At 44.6% G+C, this 15930-nt stretch carries 14 protein-coding genes, 6 tRNA genes, 1 rRNA gene and 1 pseudogene; 21 read left to right on the plus strand and 1 reads right to left on the minus strand.

The window, feature by feature from the left end; translation table 11 throughout:
* Window positions 1-41: 41 nt before the first annotated feature.
* The 10 genes from rrf to OIT45_RS08620 all read left to right on the plus strand — a co-directional run bounded on the left by rrf (window position 42) and on the right by OIT45_RS08620 (window position 2088).
* Window positions 42-158, plus strand: a 5S ribosomal RNA gene (gene rrf / locus OIT45_RS08575).
* A gap of 4 nt (window positions 159-162) precedes the next feature.
* Window positions 163-235: transfer RNA gene (locus OIT45_RS08580), tRNA-Val, on the plus strand.
* A 2-nt stretch (window positions 236-237) separates the two neighbouring features.
* Window positions 238-311: transfer RNA gene (locus OIT45_RS08585), tRNA-Asp, on the plus strand.
* Window positions 312-338: 27 nt separating this feature from the next.
* A tRNA-Trp gene (locus tag OIT45_RS08590) sits at window positions 339-412 on the plus strand.
* A 2-nt stretch (window positions 413-414) separates the two neighbouring features.
* A tRNA-His gene (locus tag OIT45_RS08595) sits at window positions 415-487 on the plus strand.
* A 22-nt stretch (window positions 488-509) separates the two neighbouring features.
* Window positions 510-593, plus strand: a tRNA-Leu gene (locus OIT45_RS08600).
* Window positions 594-645: 52 nt separating this feature from the next.
* Window positions 646-719: transfer RNA gene (locus OIT45_RS08605), tRNA-Pro, on the plus strand.
* A 101-nt stretch (window positions 720-820) separates the two neighbouring features.
* A complete protein-coding gene (locus OIT45_RS08610) occupies window positions 821-1123 on the plus strand; it encodes a hypothetical protein (RefSeq protein ID WP_135798228.1) in 303 nt (100 codons plus the stop codon).
* A 15-nt stretch (window positions 1124-1138) separates the two neighbouring features.
* On the plus strand, window positions 1139-1768 hold the full coding sequence (locus OIT45_RS08615) for an ADP-ribosylglycohydrolase family protein (protein ID WP_264330106.1): 630 nt from the start codon (window positions 1139-1141) through the stop codon (window positions 1766-1768).
* 50 nt (window positions 1769-1818) lie between these two features.
* Window positions 1819-2088 carry an ADP-ribosylglycohydrolase family protein gene (locus OIT45_RS08620; RefSeq protein WP_264330107.1) on the plus strand — a complete coding sequence of 90 codons (270 nt, stop codon included), beginning with the start codon at window positions 1819-1821 and terminating at the stop codon, window positions 2086-2088.
* Between the two features lie 51 nt (window positions 2089-2139).
* Here the strand turns inward: OIT45_RS08620 and OIT45_RS08625 are convergent, their stop codons facing one another.
* Entirely contained in the window at window positions 2140-4929 is a 2790-nt protein-coding gene (locus tag OIT45_RS08625; protein WP_264339998.1) for a YfhO family protein, read from the minus strand.
* Window positions 4930-5098: 169 nt separating this feature from the next.
* Here OIT45_RS08625 and OIT45_RS08630 point away from each other — a divergent pair, with 169 nt between their 5' ends.
* The 11 genes and pseudogenes from OIT45_RS08630 to dltD all read left to right on the plus strand — a co-directional run bounded on the left by OIT45_RS08630 (window position 5099) and on the right by dltD (window position 15928).
* Window positions 5099-6529, plus strand: a complete 1431-nt coding sequence (locus OIT45_RS08630; protein WP_199403778.1) for an aspartate ammonia-lyase — start codon at window positions 5099-5101, stop codon at window positions 6527-6529.
* Between the two features lie 182 nt (window positions 6530-6711).
* Complete coding sequence (locus tag OIT45_RS08635) at window positions 6712-7692, plus strand: mannose/fructose/sorbose PTS transporter subunit IIB (RefSeq protein WP_135798224.1); 981 nt, start codon at window positions 6712-6714, stop codon at window positions 7690-7692.
* Window positions 7693-7741: 49 nt separating this feature from the next.
* Window positions 7742-8552: pseudogene (locus tag OIT45_RS08640) on the plus strand (PTS mannose/fructose/sorbose transporter subunit IIC).
* Between the two features lie 19 nt (window positions 8553-8571).
* Window positions 8572-9519, plus strand: coding sequence for a PTS system mannose/fructose/sorbose family transporter subunit IID (locus OIT45_RS08645; RefSeq protein ID WP_135798223.1), 948 nt, complete (start codon window positions 8572-8574; stop codon window positions 9517-9519).
* Window positions 9520-10212: 693 nt separating this feature from the next.
* On the plus strand, window positions 10213-10557 hold the full coding sequence (locus tag OIT45_RS08650) for a DUF956 family protein (RefSeq protein WP_199403776.1): 345 nt from the start codon (window positions 10213-10215) through the stop codon (window positions 10555-10557).
* A 35-nt stretch (window positions 10558-10592) separates the two neighbouring features.
* Window positions 10593-11261, plus strand: coding sequence for a histidine phosphatase family protein (locus OIT45_RS08655; protein WP_199403775.1), 669 nt, complete (start codon window positions 10593-10595; stop codon window positions 11259-11261).
* Between the two features lie 193 nt (window positions 11262-11454).
* Window positions 11455-11604 carry a teichoic acid D-Ala incorporation-associated protein DltX gene (locus OIT45_RS08660; protein WP_135798220.1) on the plus strand — a complete coding sequence of 50 codons (150 nt, stop codon included), beginning with the start codon at window positions 11455-11457 and terminating at the stop codon, window positions 11602-11604.
* Between the two features lie 30 nt (window positions 11605-11634).
* Window positions 11635-13176: a D-alanine--poly(phosphoribitol) ligase subunit DltA gene (dltA, locus tag OIT45_RS08665; protein WP_199403774.1), complete on the plus strand. Its 1542-nt coding sequence runs from the start codon at window positions 11635-11637 to the stop codon at window positions 13174-13176.
* The gene (dltB, locus tag OIT45_RS08670; protein WP_135798218.1) at window positions 13173-14399 is read left to right on the plus strand and encodes a D-alanyl-lipoteichoic acid biosynthesis protein DltB; all 1227 of its coding nucleotides are present in this window, start codon (window positions 13173-13175) and stop codon (window positions 14397-14399) included. Before dltA ends, dltB begins: the two co-directional genes overlap by 4 nt.
* 34 nt (window positions 14400-14433) lie before the next feature.
* Window positions 14434-14673, plus strand: coding sequence for a D-alanine--poly(phosphoribitol) ligase subunit DltC (gene dltC / locus OIT45_RS08675; RefSeq protein ID WP_003610201.1), 240 nt, complete (start codon window positions 14434-14436; stop codon window positions 14671-14673).
* On the plus strand, window positions 14666-15928 hold the full coding sequence (gene dltD / locus OIT45_RS08680) for a D-alanyl-lipoteichoic acid biosynthesis protein DltD (protein WP_199403773.1): 1263 nt from the start codon (window positions 14666-14668) through the stop codon (window positions 15926-15928). Before dltC ends, dltD begins: the two co-directional genes overlap by 8 nt.
* Window positions 15929-15930: the final 2 nt, after the last annotated feature.

Here is a 15930-nt window from a genome sequence, read left to right on the forward strand (position 1 = left end):
TTCAGTTTTGAGAGAGCTAAAATTTTCTCAATTAAATAGCGTGTCGTGATGATGGCATTGAGGTCACACCTGTTCCCATACCGAACACAGAAGTTAAGCTCAATAGCGCCGAAAGTAGTTGGAGGATCGCTTCCTGCGAGGATAGGACGTCGCGATGCACATGGACGTTTAGCTCAGCTGGGAGAGCACCTGCCTTACAAGCAGGGGGTCACAGGTTCGATCCCTGTAACGTCCATTGGTCGCATGGTCTAGTTGGTTAGGACGTTCGCCTGTCACGCGAAAGATCACGGGTTCGAATCCCGTTGTGACCGTATAATTAAATATTACGTCTCCATTTTAGGGGTATAGTTTAACGGTAGAACGACGGTCTCCAAAACCGTTGGTGGGGGTTCGATTCCCTCTACCCCTGCCATGGCGGTAGTGGTGAAGTGGTTAACACATCGGTTTGTGGTACCGACATGCGTGGGTTCGATTCCCATCTACCGCCCTGACGTAATGTTTAATAAATTGCCGTTGTGGCGGAATAGGCAGACGCGCTGGACTCAAAATCCAGTTCCCGCAAGGGAGTGTGGGTTCGACCCCCACCGACGGCATTTCAAAATGAAACGTCCGGAAACGGGCTTTTTATTTTGAACAAATCAATATCGGGACGTAGCTCAGCTTGGTAGAGCACCTGGTTTGGGACCAGGGGGTCGCAGGTTCGAATCCTGTCGTCCCGATCATTAGAGGTTTAGGTTCTCCTAAGCCTCTTTTTTTGTACTGTCAGTACGTAAATTCTGTTGTAAAATAAATTTAGCATAGAACAAGTGAGGGATAAGATATGGCTAACGAACCAATTACAAACGAATCATATCAGCAACTACTAGTTGATTTAGGTGTCGGCGGTCCCCAAGTCGGTGAGAAGAGTTTCAATTTAGCTGAGGGCTTCCATGTTCGTGATGAAGCCGGGGCTGAAGATGTGTATAACTATTGGGATGTCATTCGCCGTGCTGACGAAACGTACTGGTCACCGCTAAAGGGGGATCGTAAAACCTTATATGATATTACCGGCTACCAAATTCAAGCCAAATCTACAGGCGAATGGATGAGCATCGCTGACTGGTTTGCAATGGATCGTGTTTAATTAGAGGAGCAGCATATGAAAGCAACGTATTTAAGACAAGCCATGTATGCTTTCGCCATGGGTGATGCGTTTGGTGTGCCATACGAATTTAAGGGACGTGATACTTATGAAGTCGTACCAGAAATGGTTGGCTATCAAACACATGCACAACCTAAGGGAACGTGGAGTGATGATACCAGCCTAACGCTCGCAACAATCAATGCTTTGTTTGAGCCGTTTGATTTAAAGACAGTGATGGGCAATTTTGTTGATTATCTAGAGAATGGGGCTTTCACACCATACGGTGAAGTGTTCGACGTTGGCAACGGTACAGCAGCTGCAATTAAGTCATACGAGGAAACGGGTGATACCAGTTACTTCCGACCAGACGATGAACTAAACAACGGTAATGGTGCCTTGATGCGTGTTTGGCCGATTGCTTTTTACGAGTTTGATTCTGATCGCACGATTGAAGAGATTAGTGACGAACTAACTGGTCTAACTCATGGACACCGTCGTTCACGACTAGCATCCCGTTTCTTTATCTATTTCTTACGTATGATGCCACGTGTACAAAATGTAGAACGTGCATTAGATATGGCCATTCGTCGTTCTAATCGTACAGCTATGGAAACGGCCGCGCTTGAAACAGAAGAACTTGGTTAGCGATTACTGACGAGCAATCATCAGTTGATATTATCAATCATCTTAAGACTATGACGCGTGATGAGGTGCCTAGTTCAGGTTACGTTGTCGACACGTTGCAAGCGGTTCTATGGACGTTGCTGCACACAACAAGCTTTGCAGAGGCTGTTCAGACGGCGGCTGCACTAGGTGATGACACAGATACAATTGCGGCCTTAGTCGCAGTTATCATGACGTTTGCCGATCCAGATTTCCCAACCGAATGGATGGCTGATTTGGGTGCTAAAGAAAAAATTGAACGCGAATTGTTGCTGGCTGATGAGTCAGGAAAATTTGCCTAAAAAAAGAGATTAACACGTTACGTATTTAAGACGAGGTGTTAATCTCTTTTTTTATTTTCGATAATGGCGTATTAATGTCGCTAGGACAAATAGCGTTATACCAGTCAGACTTAGCCAACGACCAATGGCCAAACCTGGGGTCTCGTAAGTTAAATGAATAGTATTCTGACCACTGTGTAGGGGAATGCCAATGAAACCATTATTGATTTTCTGAAGGTCGTAACCCTTAGCCGACCAACCAGAACTGTAAGGAATAGTTGTTGCCAATACGCGAGGTGTTTTAACTGACACCGTAGTCTTCACGGCGTCATCAGTCAGCTGGACACGAGGTGCGGTCGATTGTGTCGCCTCAGCAACCTTGGTAAATCGTTTATCAGTTGGAATAGCTTCAATTGAGGCGTCGAATTCATACGTTCCAGGACGTGAGAAAGTGAGCGGAATGAATTGTTCCTGACTGATTTTCGTTGCCTGGCCAAGATTTAACGTAACGCTTTGACGAGGGTTGTAAAATGACAGGTTTGTTTGACCAGTTTGCGTTGTACTGATTTCTCGATTCGCATAACCAGCCGTAATCGTATAACCGCCGATTTCATTACCCGCGTTTTTTACATTGTGTTGATACCAATTCCATGAATAAGCGGCGGTATTATGGCGCAAATCAGGTTCATTTTGTGGGTTGCGACTCGATTGCTCGTAATCATACTCATACTGCGCCAAAGCTTGATTATGTTGCTCTGCTAACGACGCAGGGTGGAATGTGATATTTGACAAGGTTAAGTGCAATTCCGTTCCCTTAAGTGCCTTATCGGCCGGTAAGAAGATACCCTCAGGCAACAATGAAGCATGGGTCGTATAACGGAAGTGCACGCTGTTCTTTGCTGGTTTCGTCTGGTCTGTACGAACCTTAGTTGTTATCACTTTTTGAGCAAAGGCTGAAGTTTCACCGGATGTCACACTTGGAACAACGACACTATCAGCTAATGTAGCTTCCTTTCTTGTTGCAGATAGTTGGTTAAAGTCACGTTGCGCAATGGTATATTTTGGCAAATATACCAACGGATATGCATTCCTTGATGTTAGGACATTTTGGCCATTGACCATGACATCTGACTGTTCCCCATATGAAGCAGGTGTCAGTGTGTCAGGATTTTGAAAACGTTGTTTAATACCCAAAATGTTATTTAGGACGTCACGATTGTCGAGATTACCCGTCACATCGTTGGGGTTTGATGGTGCAATTTCTAAAGCCGTCATCAGGTTACCAACGGCGCCATTTTGGAGTGACCAGTAACTTTCAACGTTATTAACGTGACTTAGGATTGGCAGATTAGTTGCCGGCGCAATACCCGTTGCATTGCTAAGTTGGTTATCGACAAAACTACGTTCGAACTTATTTGAGGTTAAATCGTAGTTTTTTTGATTAGCCAACAACTTTTTAACGGACTCAGTAGATAACATGTCACTCTGATTTGGGTTGGTATTATCAGTGTGGTTGCGACTTGTAATTAACACCACGTTGAATAATGTTATCCCAACTAACAACCAGGCGAGTCTTGGACGTGACAGGTGATGCTGCGTGAACCACAATACAGCGACTGTGCCAAAGAACCAAGCGATGACTAAACCAAAGCGCATGTTCAGATTGAAACTACTCATGATAAACAGCGAAGCGGTCGACAAGAGTCCAACTAGTGAAAATGTTAGATAATCACGAGCGGTTAGTTGGTTTAATTGTCCAAGCATGACGATGGTCACCAAGCCAATTGGTAATGCCAACATGAAAATCCAACGGTTGGAAGGGGACGAACCACCATTCAAAAGACCAGCGAAAACGGGTAGTAAAACACCGATGAAACTGATTAGCCAAATTAAAGCATATGGCTTGTATGTTCGCCACCGACGAACGCTAAAAATAATGGCCATGACACTGAGGGCGCTAAAGCCACCGGTCAGCCAAAAGTCGGGTGTTGTTAAATTACCGATTAAGTTACCTGGTAAGCCTAAGTAGTAATAAGCGGGGTAGACAATTAGACCGTTAGCTAATGACTTACCAGAACGGGCGGACTGTAAGACTGCCATGATGCTTGGAAAGAATAAAATCATGGGTAACAATGCACCGATGATGGCATTGGCCAACAAAGCTAAATGTTGGCGCCAATTAAACCAATTCTGATTAAACCATTGATAGCCCAACCAAAAGACGACAGCACCGATGGCCATCATAAAGGCGAAATAAAAATTATTCCATAGGGTCCAAGTAACCAATACAGTGAACCAGGCATAGCGATGTTTGATCAATGCACGATGCAACGTCAAAATCAGCAGTGGGAAAATAATTAACGGGTTTAAAAAGAACGGATGTTCAAATGCAGCGAATGCGGTATATCCAAAAAAGGTATAACCGAAAGTACCGATTAAATATTGCCAATTTTGCTGTTTAGGCACGAAATGGCGTGCTGTGATGATAAAACTTAAGCCTGCCAAAAAGAGACGGACGATAATACTCAAGTTGTAATAGGCCAGCACATGTGCTTTGCTCACCAGGGCAACCCCGTATGTGAAAATATCACCCATCGTGTAATAAGCGAACGTTTGGAGATAATCTGCTCCAAGACCGATTTGCCATTGCCAGGCGTTCGGCCATTCATGGTTGAATAGCAAGTTTTTTAAATCAGCTTGCCATTGCACCAACGCTGGAAAGTGTTGCGCAATCCCATCTGATTGCCAGATAAGTGACGTTCCGGTTAAATAATAGGGCAAAAAAATAGCCCCAGCGGTTAATACAAATAGTAGTGTGTATTCGACAAAAATATTTTGCCACCACCGAAAGGTTTGTTTCATATTAAATCTCCTCGTAAAGAAGTCTCTTCATTATATCATCATCATAAAAGCACGCTTTCGTAAAACGTTTAACGGTTACAAGATGTTAGGAAGCCTTACAAAAAGACACACTTTAGGCATAAATACACGGTACACTAGTCAAAATTTATTAAAGAGGTGACTAAATAAGATGAGACACGAGAGCGATTCTTTAGGAACAGTTTCAGTACCAGCAACGGCATATTACGGGGTGCACACCCAACGAGCCGTCGAGAATTTTCCGATTACCGGTGAACTGGTTAACCCGGAGTTAATTCGCGGACTGGTTGAAATTAAAGAAGCTGCAGCGCTAGTCAATGCGGCTGCTGGCGACTTACCAACCGAAACTGCTGATGCCATTGTGGCGGCAACTAAGCAACTTTTGCAGCAACCAATCGATTACACGATGTTCCCGCTTGATCCAATTCAAGGTGGGGCTGGCACAAGTATGAACATGAATGTGAATGAAGTTGTGGCCAATCTGGCTTTAGAATTGTTGGGGGATGAAAAGGGAAATTACGCCCGTATCAATCCCAATGATCACGTTAACCGTGGGCAGAGTACAAATGATGTTTACCCATCAGCAGGTAAGCTGGCGATGATTCGCTTGATGGCGCCACTTTTTGATGAGTTGGAAGCATTGATTTCAACGCTAGGGTCAAAGGCTGACGAATTCGCACGCGTGTACAAAATGGGGCGTACACAATTGCAGGACGCAGTGCCAATGACGCTTGGAAATTCATTCCACGCCTATTTGAAGCCATTGCGTCGTGATTTGCGTCGCTTGCAAGATGCCGAAGCAGCCCTGCATACCTTAAACCTAGGCGGGTCAGCGATTGGATCTGGGATTAACGTTTCTTACCACTATCAGGTTCACGTTATTCCAAAGTTGGAAACTGTGACCGGGCTGGAATTGTTCCAAGCCGTCGACTTGTTTGATGCCACGCAAAATTTGGATGTCTTTACAACGTTATCAGGTGCTTTGAAGACATTGGCAGTGAACCTATCAAAGATGAGCAATGACTTGCGTTTGCTAAGCTCTGGTCCAAGATCAGGATTAAGCGAAATCAACTTGCCTGCGCGTCAAGCGGGAAGTTCAATCATGCCAGGGAAGGTTAACCCAGTTATTCCGGAAGTTGTTAATCAGGTAGCATTCGAGGTAATTGGAAACGATGCCACGATTACGGCCGCTGTTGAAGCGGGGCAACTTGAATTAAACGCCTTTGAGCCAGTTTTGTTCTATCGTATGTTTGCATCAATCACGCATTTGACGTCGGCCATGAAGACGTTCCGAGAACATGCCATTGCTGGTATTACTCACAATGAAGAACGCCTTGCTAAAGACATTGATTTGTCGGCCTCATTTGCAACGGCAATGGCGAACATGGTTGGTTACAAGAAAGCGGCAGAATTGGCAAAGGAATCACTTAAGACGAACAGGCCATTGCGTGAGTGTGCGATTGCATCTGGCATTTTTACCGACGAACAATTGGCACACATCTTTGCGGTTGAAGAAATTGTCGTGAATGCCCGTACACCTGAGCATGGATTGGTTCTAAAGCGTGCTGGATACACAAGCTAAACAAAAACAAGACTTTTTTCATAAATAAAACACAGTAAATATTTAATATCGATATTATGCGTTTTACAGGAAAATTCATAAAATTGTAACGCATTTCCCTGAAAGCGTTTACATATGAACGCATGTAGGGTACAATTTGTCTTGTACCTAAGGGATTAATAAATTTAAGGAGCGTGGCAATTATGGTGAATTTCATTATTGCTAGTCACGGCGAGTTCGCTGCCGGCATCCGTCAATCAGGTCAAATGATCTTCGGGGAGCAAGAGAACGTACAAGTTGTAACGTTTATGCCAAACGAGGGTCCAGAAGACTTGATGAAGAAGTACGACGATGCATTGGCAACGTTTGAGCCAGAGGGACAAGTTTTGTTCCTTGTGGATTTGTGGGGCGGGTCACCGTTTAACGCGGCAACTCGTATTCAAGCACAACACGAAGATCGCATGGCGATTGTGTCAGGCTTGAACCTACCAATGTTGGTAGAAGCATATGGTGCTCGTTTCTCAATGGAAACGGCTGCCGAAATTGCACACTACTTGGTACCAGTTGCCAAGGAAGGTGTGAAGTCAATTCCAGAAACGGAAGAGGCGGCACCAGCTACTGAAGCTACTTCATCAGACGAAGCAGTACCAGCAGTAGCTGCGGGGGATATTAATGAAGTAAAGCACTCAGGTGAGCGCCAAATCGACGTTCGATTGGCTCGTATTGACTCACGTTTGTTGCACGGACAAGTTGCAACGGCCTGGACGAAGTCAGTACAACCAAACCGTATCATCGTTGTTTCTGACGGTGTTGCTAAGGATGAGTTGCGTAAGACGTTGTTGGTACAAGCCGCACCAGTTGGTGTAAAGGTTAACGTTGTACCTATTCAAAAGTTGGTTGATGTTTGGGATGACCCACGTTTCGCCTCAGTTAAGGCCTTGTTGTTGTTCGAAACACCACAAGATGTTGCCGAAGCTGTTAAGGGTGGGGTTAAGTTGGACAAGATTAATATCGGTTCAATGTCTCACTCAGAAGGTAAGCGCATGGTGACGAATGCCGTTGCCGTTGATGACGAAGACGTGAAGACGTTGGAGTACTTGCGTGACCAAGGTATCTCTTTCGATGTTCGAAAGGTGCCAAGTGATCAAAGCAAGGACATCTTCGACTTGTTGAAGAAGTCATAATTGAATAACTACTATTTATTGCTAAGAAATTATTTGGGAGGATGAACGCATGATTTCAGCGTTTTTCGTAATTCTAATCGCATTCTTGGCCGGTGTGGAAGGAATTTTGGACGAGTTCCAATTCCACCAACCACTGGTCGCTGCAACGTTGATTGGATTGGCAACTGGTCACCTAATGGAAGGTGTTATCCTTGGTGGAACGTTGCAAATGTTGGCTTTGGGATGGATGAACATCGGAGCCGCTATCACCCGATGCCGCTTTGGCATCAGTTGTTTCAGCTTACTTGGTTACTGGACCTGCACAAGTTGATATCAAGACTGGTATGGCTATCGCTATTCCTTTGGCCGTTGCCGGACAAATCTTGACGATCGGTGTTCGTACGATTACCGTTGCCTTGGCTCACGTCGCTGACCGTGAAGCTGAAAAGGGTAATATTGCTGGTGTTGAGCGTGTTCACTGGTTGGCTTTGGTCTTCCAAGGATTGCGTATTGCTATTCCAACGGCGATTGTTATGGCCGTTGGTGCCGGACCTGTTAATGCCGCTTTGAACGCTATCCCAGAAGTGATTACTAAGGGATTGGCTGTTGCCGGTGGATTTATCGTGGTTGTTGGTTACGCCATGGTTATTAACATGATGGCAACTGCTGAGTTGTGGCCATTCTTCTTCTTGGGATTCGCCCTATCAGCCGTGACTGAATTGAACTTGATTGCTATGGGTATCATCGGATTGGTACTTGCATTGATTTACCTACAATTGTCACCAAAGTTTAACGGCGGTAATGGTGGTGGATCAAACGGCGGCGGTTCTGCCGGCGGAAGTGGTGGCGACCCAGTCGATGCCATTTTGAACAACTACTAGGAGCAGGGGGAATAACATCATGTCTGAATTAGTAAAGAATGAAGTTCACTTGACTAAGAAGGAACTTCGTGCAACTTGGTGGCGTTCATTCTTCTTGCAAGGTTCATGGAACTACGAGCGTATGCAAAACGTTGGTTGGGCATTCGCCATGATTCCTGCAATCAAGAAGTTGTACTCATCAAAGGAAGATCGTGCCGCAGCTTTGAAGCGTCACTTGGAATTCTTTAACACACACCCATACGTGGCTTCACCAATCTTGGGTGTTGAAATGGCTTTGGAAGAGCAACGTGCAAACGGTGCTGATATCGATGACGAAACGATTCAAGGTGTTAAGGTCGGAATGATGGGACCTTTGGCCGGTGTCGGTGACCCAATCTGGTGGGGAACTGTTCGTCCAGTGCTTGGAGCCTTTGCTGCCGGTATGGCACAAGGTGGCTCAATCATGGGACCAATCATCTTCTTCGTTGTTTGGAACATCTTGCGTATGGGATTCTTGTGGTACACACAAGACCTTGGTTACAAGCAAGGAACTAACATCACACAAAACTTGGCCGGTGGTGCCATGCAAAAGATTACGATGGGTGCCTCAATCCTTGGTATGTTTATCATGGGTGTGCTGGTTCCTCGTTGGACAACGATGAACTTCCCATTGGTTGTTTCAAAGGTTAAGGTACAAGACGGTGCTGGTGTTGATATGGGAAGCTTGGCTTCACAAATCAACGACGGTCACGTTTCAGTATCAAAGTTGATCGAAATCGTACAACAAATCCAAGGTGGTCAAACTTTGGGTGCCTACAAGATTACGACGTTGCAAGACACGTTGAACCAATTGATTCCTGGTTTGGCACCATTGCTATTGTTGTTCTTGGTATTGTGGTTGCTACGTAAGCGCGTATCAGCTATCACAATCATCTTCGGATTGTTCGCCGTTGGTATCTTGGCTTACGCACTTGGTATCATGGGATAATCATTCGAACGATATAATGTTTGCTAAAATGGTAGGAGGCGGAAACGTCTGCTACCATTTTTAGTTGTGTTAGAAAGATAGGTAGTTATGTGTGTCGTCGCTATCGCGCCGAGGCAAGGAAGCCCGGGGCTATCTCCGGCAAAGTTCAAATTGGGGCAACCGAATGGCGCGGACGCCATTCAGCGGGGCAAATAATTCCCCCTAATCCGTTTAGTCCTGTGTGGGCTTATCTGAATAGCGCCGGCCATGCGGCATGTTGCCCCAATTTGAACGCTCCGATACCCCCGAACTTCCTTGCCAGCAGACGAGATATGCTAATCTGTTTGAGATAATCATCTACCAGGAAATAAATGGGTGAATTGTGTACCCTATAGTTTTGTGGTGGATGACAATCAAACTAATAGAGTTTCTCTTGGCTGCCGTGCTTGGCCCCGCCACGCGTATAGACACATGCAGAACTTGACCCGCAGGTGTGGGTTCTTAGCGGTTTTACCGCTTAGAGCCACGGGAGGTAAAGGTGTACGCGCCAACGGCGTGGACTCCGCTCCCTGCAGGTCATGGTCTGGACGTGTTAGCGTGCCAAAAGAAGGGGCCAAGCACTCCGACCGTAAGGGCGGACACTAACCACCAATTAATTTAAACAAAAAATCCCCCGACAACGGGGATACATATCAATAAGTAGAGGAAAAAGTTATGGTACAAGCACTTAATACAAAAATTGATCTAGAAGGTAATGCAAATGCGATGATGTCACCGGTTAATATCAAACAAGGACGTATGTTCTATGGTGACCGTGGCATGGAGTTCCGTGCTAACGCCGGGGGTGGTTATATCCAAATTCCTTGGGATACCGTTGAATCAGTTAGTATGGAAATCTTTTTGAACTTCTATTACCGTGGCTTCTTCGTTAAGACGACTGCTGGTCAAGAGTTTGAATTCGTTGGTGCTAAGGCCAAGCAAGCGGTTGAAATTTTCCGTAATCACCTTAAGCCTGACCAAATCCGTCGCCGTAAAGGTGTTTTGGAACGTAAAAAGTAAGTTTGTTATAATAGCGTTGAAAGGACGGGGTTAGCATGAAGACAATTAATTTGATCGTTGTGCGTCATGGTAAGACGTACTTTAATTGCTACAACAAGTTGCAAGGATGGGGGAACTCACCATTGACTGAGGCTGGAATTGCTGATGCACAACGCGTCGGTGATGCTCTGGCGGATGTTTCATTCAAAGCCGCTTATAGTTCGGATACCACCCGTGCTATGGATACAGCCAAGTATATTTTGGCAGCCAACAAAGTATCAGGGAATGTCACGTTAACGACTTCTTGGCATTTCCGCGAAGAGTTCTATGGTAGCTTTGAGGGTAGCAATATGGATGTCGCCTGGACGGCTGCCGGCGCATCAGTGGGGCTGACGACGTATGCCCAAATTGTTGACGCATACGGAGTAGATAAGACCAAGGATTTGCTGAAAGATGCGGATCCTTGGCATGATGCTGAGAATGCAAGTGAGTATTGGCAACGCGTTAATGACGGGTTTGCGCAAATCTTAGCTGACGACCGCCTGCAAGATGGTGATACAGTATTGTTAATCAGTCACGGGAATACACTGATTTCGCTAGCCGACCGTTATGGACAAGGGAAGATTCAAGTCCACGAACGACCTGAAAATGGGTCGATTGCGCACATGACTTTGTCCGAGGCTGGTATTGAAATCACGCAATATAACAACAAAAAAGTAAATTAATCTTCGGGACCGAACAATCTTTAATTTAGGATTTCGGTCCTTTTTTAGTAAATTTCCGAAAACGGTAAAAAATTAAACTCCGGAAAAAGGTTAATTTTATGGTTCGTTTATGGATACGTGATAGAATAACAAATGAAACTTTTGTGACATTTGTGTTGCGAAAAAGACAAAAATATGTGTGAGAGGTTTAGATATGATTGAAAAGCTGGTGGCAATGGGTCAGCAGCCAGTTGTGAAATTTGTTTTGCAAACGCTGTTTTACGCAGTTGTATTGATGATTTTGTTCTACTTATACGGCTATTCAGGTTTAGGCCAAGGACACTTTATTTATAACGAATTCTAGAGATAAGAGATTTATTGGGGGCTTAGTAACATGCAAGTTACGAACATGTTGAAGACGATTGATGGATACGCACAAACACAACCAGATATGGCTGTCTACAATGTGCTAGGTGAGACGCACTCATACGCTGATTTGAAGCGCGACTCAGATGGATTGGCGGCTTATGTTGATTCACTTGATTTACCAGACAAGTCATTGGTTATGGTGTTTGGTGGTCAAGAATATGAGATGTTGGCAACTTTTGTTGGTTTGAGTAAGTCAGGCCACGCTTATGCGCCAGTTGATGTTAACTCAGCTAATGAGCGTTTGCTAAACATTTTGTCAATTGGTAAGCCAAGTTTGGTCATTGCAGTTGATCCGTTGCCAATCGAGATTACAGATGTACCAGTTATTGATATCTATCAACTACAAACGGCCTTCAAGTCAGGCGCTTCATACGAAATGACACACGCTGTTGAAGGAGATGATAATTACTACATCATCTTTACTTCAGGAACGACTGGATTGCCAAAGGGTGTACAAATTTCACACAACAACTTGTTGTCATACACGAACTGGATGCTAAACACGGATGATTTCTCAGTGCCAGAGCAACCACAAATGTTGGCGCAACCACCATACTCATTTGATTTGTCAGTGATGTATTGGGCACCAACGTTAGCAATGGGTGGTACGTTATACGCGCTACCAAAGCACGTAACTGAGAACTTTAAGGAGTTGTTTGCTGTTTTGCCAGATTTGCCAATTCAAGTTTGGACATCAACACCATCATTTGCCGATATGGCCATGTTGTCTGAAGACTTTACGGCTGAAAAGATGCCACAAATCAAGTACTTCTACTTCGATGGTGAAGAGCTAACAGTAAGCACAGCGGCTAAGTTGCACGAACGCTTCCCAGAAGCTCGCATCGTGAATGCTTATGGACCAACGGAAGCAACGGTTGCCTTGTCAGCGGTTGCAATTACGCCAGCGATGATTGAAAAAGCTGAGCGTTTGCCAATCGGTTTTCCAAAGCCTGATTCACCAACCTTTGTGATGGATGAAGAGGGGAACAAGTTGCCAGTTGGTGAGCAAGGAGAAATCATCGTCTCAGGTCCAGCTGTGTCAAAGGGATACTTGAACAATCCTGAAAAGACGGCGGCTGCCTTCTTTGACTTGGACGGTCAACCAGCTTATCACACTGGTGACCTTGGATTCTTTGATGAAGATGGCATGTTGCACTACGGCGGTCGTTTGGACTTCCAAATCAAGTTCAACGGTTACCGTATTGAATTGGAAGAAGTATCTCATGTCTTGAACTTGTCACAATACGTTGAGTCAGCAGTGGCTGTGCCACGTTACAATGACCAACACAAGGTTCAGAACTTGTTGGCATACGTTGTTGTAAAGCCAGGTGTCCGTGAGCAATTCGAAAAGGACTTGCAATTGACAAAGGCTATCAAGGAAGACTTGAAGGACGATATGATGCCTTACATGATGCCATCACGCTTCTTGTACCGTGATGACTTGCCAATTACGCCAAACGGTAAGATTAACATCAAGGCTTTGATTGCTGAGGTCAACAATCGATGATGGATTGGCTTAAAGCATTGCCAAATTGGCAGCCATATGGTGATCCACAATACTTTGGGTACTTAATTTTGGCGTTAGTGCCAATTGTGATTGCCATGTTGTATGGTAAGCGAATTAAGTGGTACGAAGGTCTTGTGTCATTGGCATTCATTGTGTTGATGTTTGCTGGGACACACTGGCAACAGTTTATCGCGCTGATTGGCTACATTATTTGGCAGATGATTATGGTGTTTGGTTATGCGGCTTATCGTAAGCGAGCTGATAACAAGTGGGTGTTCTACGGTACCGTCTTGTTGGATATCTTGCCCTTGGCGATTGTGAAAATCACACCAGCTATCGACAACGGACACAATTCTTTGTTGGGATTTTTGGGAATTTCATACTTGATGTTCCGTTCAGTCGGCATGATTATGGAAATCCGTGATGGCGTGTTGAAAGAATTTACATTGCCACAGTTCATGCGATTTATGTTGTTCATGCCAACGTTGTCATCAGGACCGATTGATCGTTACCGTCGCTTTAACGAAGATTATGAAAACGTGCCGGACCGAGATAAGTATCTAGGCATGCTTGAAAAAGCAGTGAAGTACTTGTTCCTAGGATTCTTTTACAAGTTCGTTTTGGCCTACGTTTTCGGATCGTTGTTGTTGCCATCATTGGAACACGCGGCTTTACGAGCAGGTGGATTGTTTAATCTACCAACGCTAGGGGTCATGTACGCTTACGGCTTTGACTTGTTCTTTGATTTTGCTGGGTATTCATTGTTTGCCGTGGCTATCTCATACATGATGGGAATTGAGACACCGATTAACTTTGATAAGCCGTTTATGGCAAAGAATTTGAAGGACTTCTGGAATCGTTGGCACATGTCATTGAGTTTTTGGTTCCGTGACTACATCTTCATGCGTTTGGTCATGGTTCTGATGCGTAACAAAGTATTTAAGAACCGTAATGTGACATCAGGTGTGGCCTACATCATCAATATGACGATTATGGGGTTCTGGCACGGGGTGACTTGGTACTACATTTCATACGGTGTCTTCCACGGTGTTGCATTGGTCATCAATGACTGGTGGCTTCGCTACAAGAAGCGTCACAAGGGACAGGTACCACACAACAAGTTTACTGAGGCCTTTGCCATCTTCTTCACGTTCAACGTCGTGATGTTGAGTTTCTTGTTGTTCTCTGGTTTCTTGAACCAACTTTGGTTCCACCAACACTAACAGCAGTTACAGTTTATAAATGGGGTAAATAAAAATGGATGTAAAAGCAGAATTGATTGCTATGATTAACGACTTGTTCTTGGAAGATGTTTCCGACATGATGGATGAAGATTTGTTCGATGCCGGTATCATGGATTCAATGGGAACGGTAGAACTTGTGCTAGAAATCGAGTCGAAGTTTAACATTAAGGTGCCAGTATCAGAAATGGGCCGTGACGATTGGAACACCGCTAACAAGATTATCGAAGGTATCGAGGAGTTGCGTAATGCTTAAGCGATTGGGACTAATCTTTGGTCCTGTCATCTTAGCTTTTGCACTTGTCGTTGCGGTGATTGAGTTGGCACCTGTGTCAACTAACAAGCACAATTTTCAAGATGAGCAGCGTGCTGCTAATGCCTTGACGCCGACGGTTTTTAAAAATCAAACGTTGAAGCAACGTGCCTTAACGGATTCAAAACACCGCTTCGTACCTTTTTTTGGTTCAAGTGAATGGAGCCGTATGGATTCGTTGCACCCATCAGTCTTGGCACAAGCATATGATCGTTCATATCGACCATTTTTGCTTGGACAGCGTGGGGCGCAGTCTTTGACGCAATACTTCGGTATGCAACAAATTAGCCAGCAAATGCAAGGTAAGCAAGCTGTTTATGTAATTTCACCACAATGGTTTGTAAAGCAAGGTGAGGACTCGGCTGCGTTCAAGTATTACTTCAGTCAAGCCCAGGCGTTGACGTGGTTGCAAACGGCTGGAAATACACCAACTGACCGCTATGCAGCGAAGCGTTTGCTCCAAATGAACGTTTCAAGCGCATTGACGGGTTACTTGAAGAAGATTTCAAAGGGTGAAAAGTTATCTGATGGGGATCGAAACATGATTGCCCTTCGACTGGATTTCATTAATCATCAAGATGCTTTGTTTGCGGACTTCCAACTGGGTAATAACTACGAAAAAAAGATTTTACCTAAGACGAAGATTTTGCCACAACCATATAATGAACAAAAACTTGACTCATTAGCTGATAAGTTGGCAACGAAGCAGACAACGAATAACCCATTTGGCATTGATAACGCGTTCTACAAGCAACGTGTTGCCAAGCATGTGAAGCAGTTGGCCGGTTCACAAAAGTCATTTGATTACACAAGTTCACCTGAATATGGTGATTTTGAATTGGCATTGCAACAATTTGCCAAGACGAAGACAAATGTCTTGTTTGTGATTCCACCGGTTAATGAAAAGTGGGCTAAGTATACAGGGCTTGATATGAACATGTATCAAGATGCAGTTGCTAAAATCCGTTATCAGTTGACCTCACAAGGGTTTACGAATATTGCGGACTTCTCACGTGATGGTGGGAAGGAACACTTCATGCAAGATACGATTCACCTTGGCTGGCGTGGTTGGTTGGCGATGGATAAGAAAGTTAATCACTTCCTAACAACACCAAGTAAGACGCCAACGTACAATATGAATGATCAATTCTTTGATGATGCCTGGACCACGGCGAAAAACGTTGCTGATTTCAAGTAATC

This window comes from Weissella sp. LMG 11983 (assembly GCF_025908495.1).
Taxonomy (GTDB): domain Bacteria; phylum Bacillota; class Bacilli; order Lactobacillales; family Lactobacillaceae; genus Weissella; species Weissella fermenti.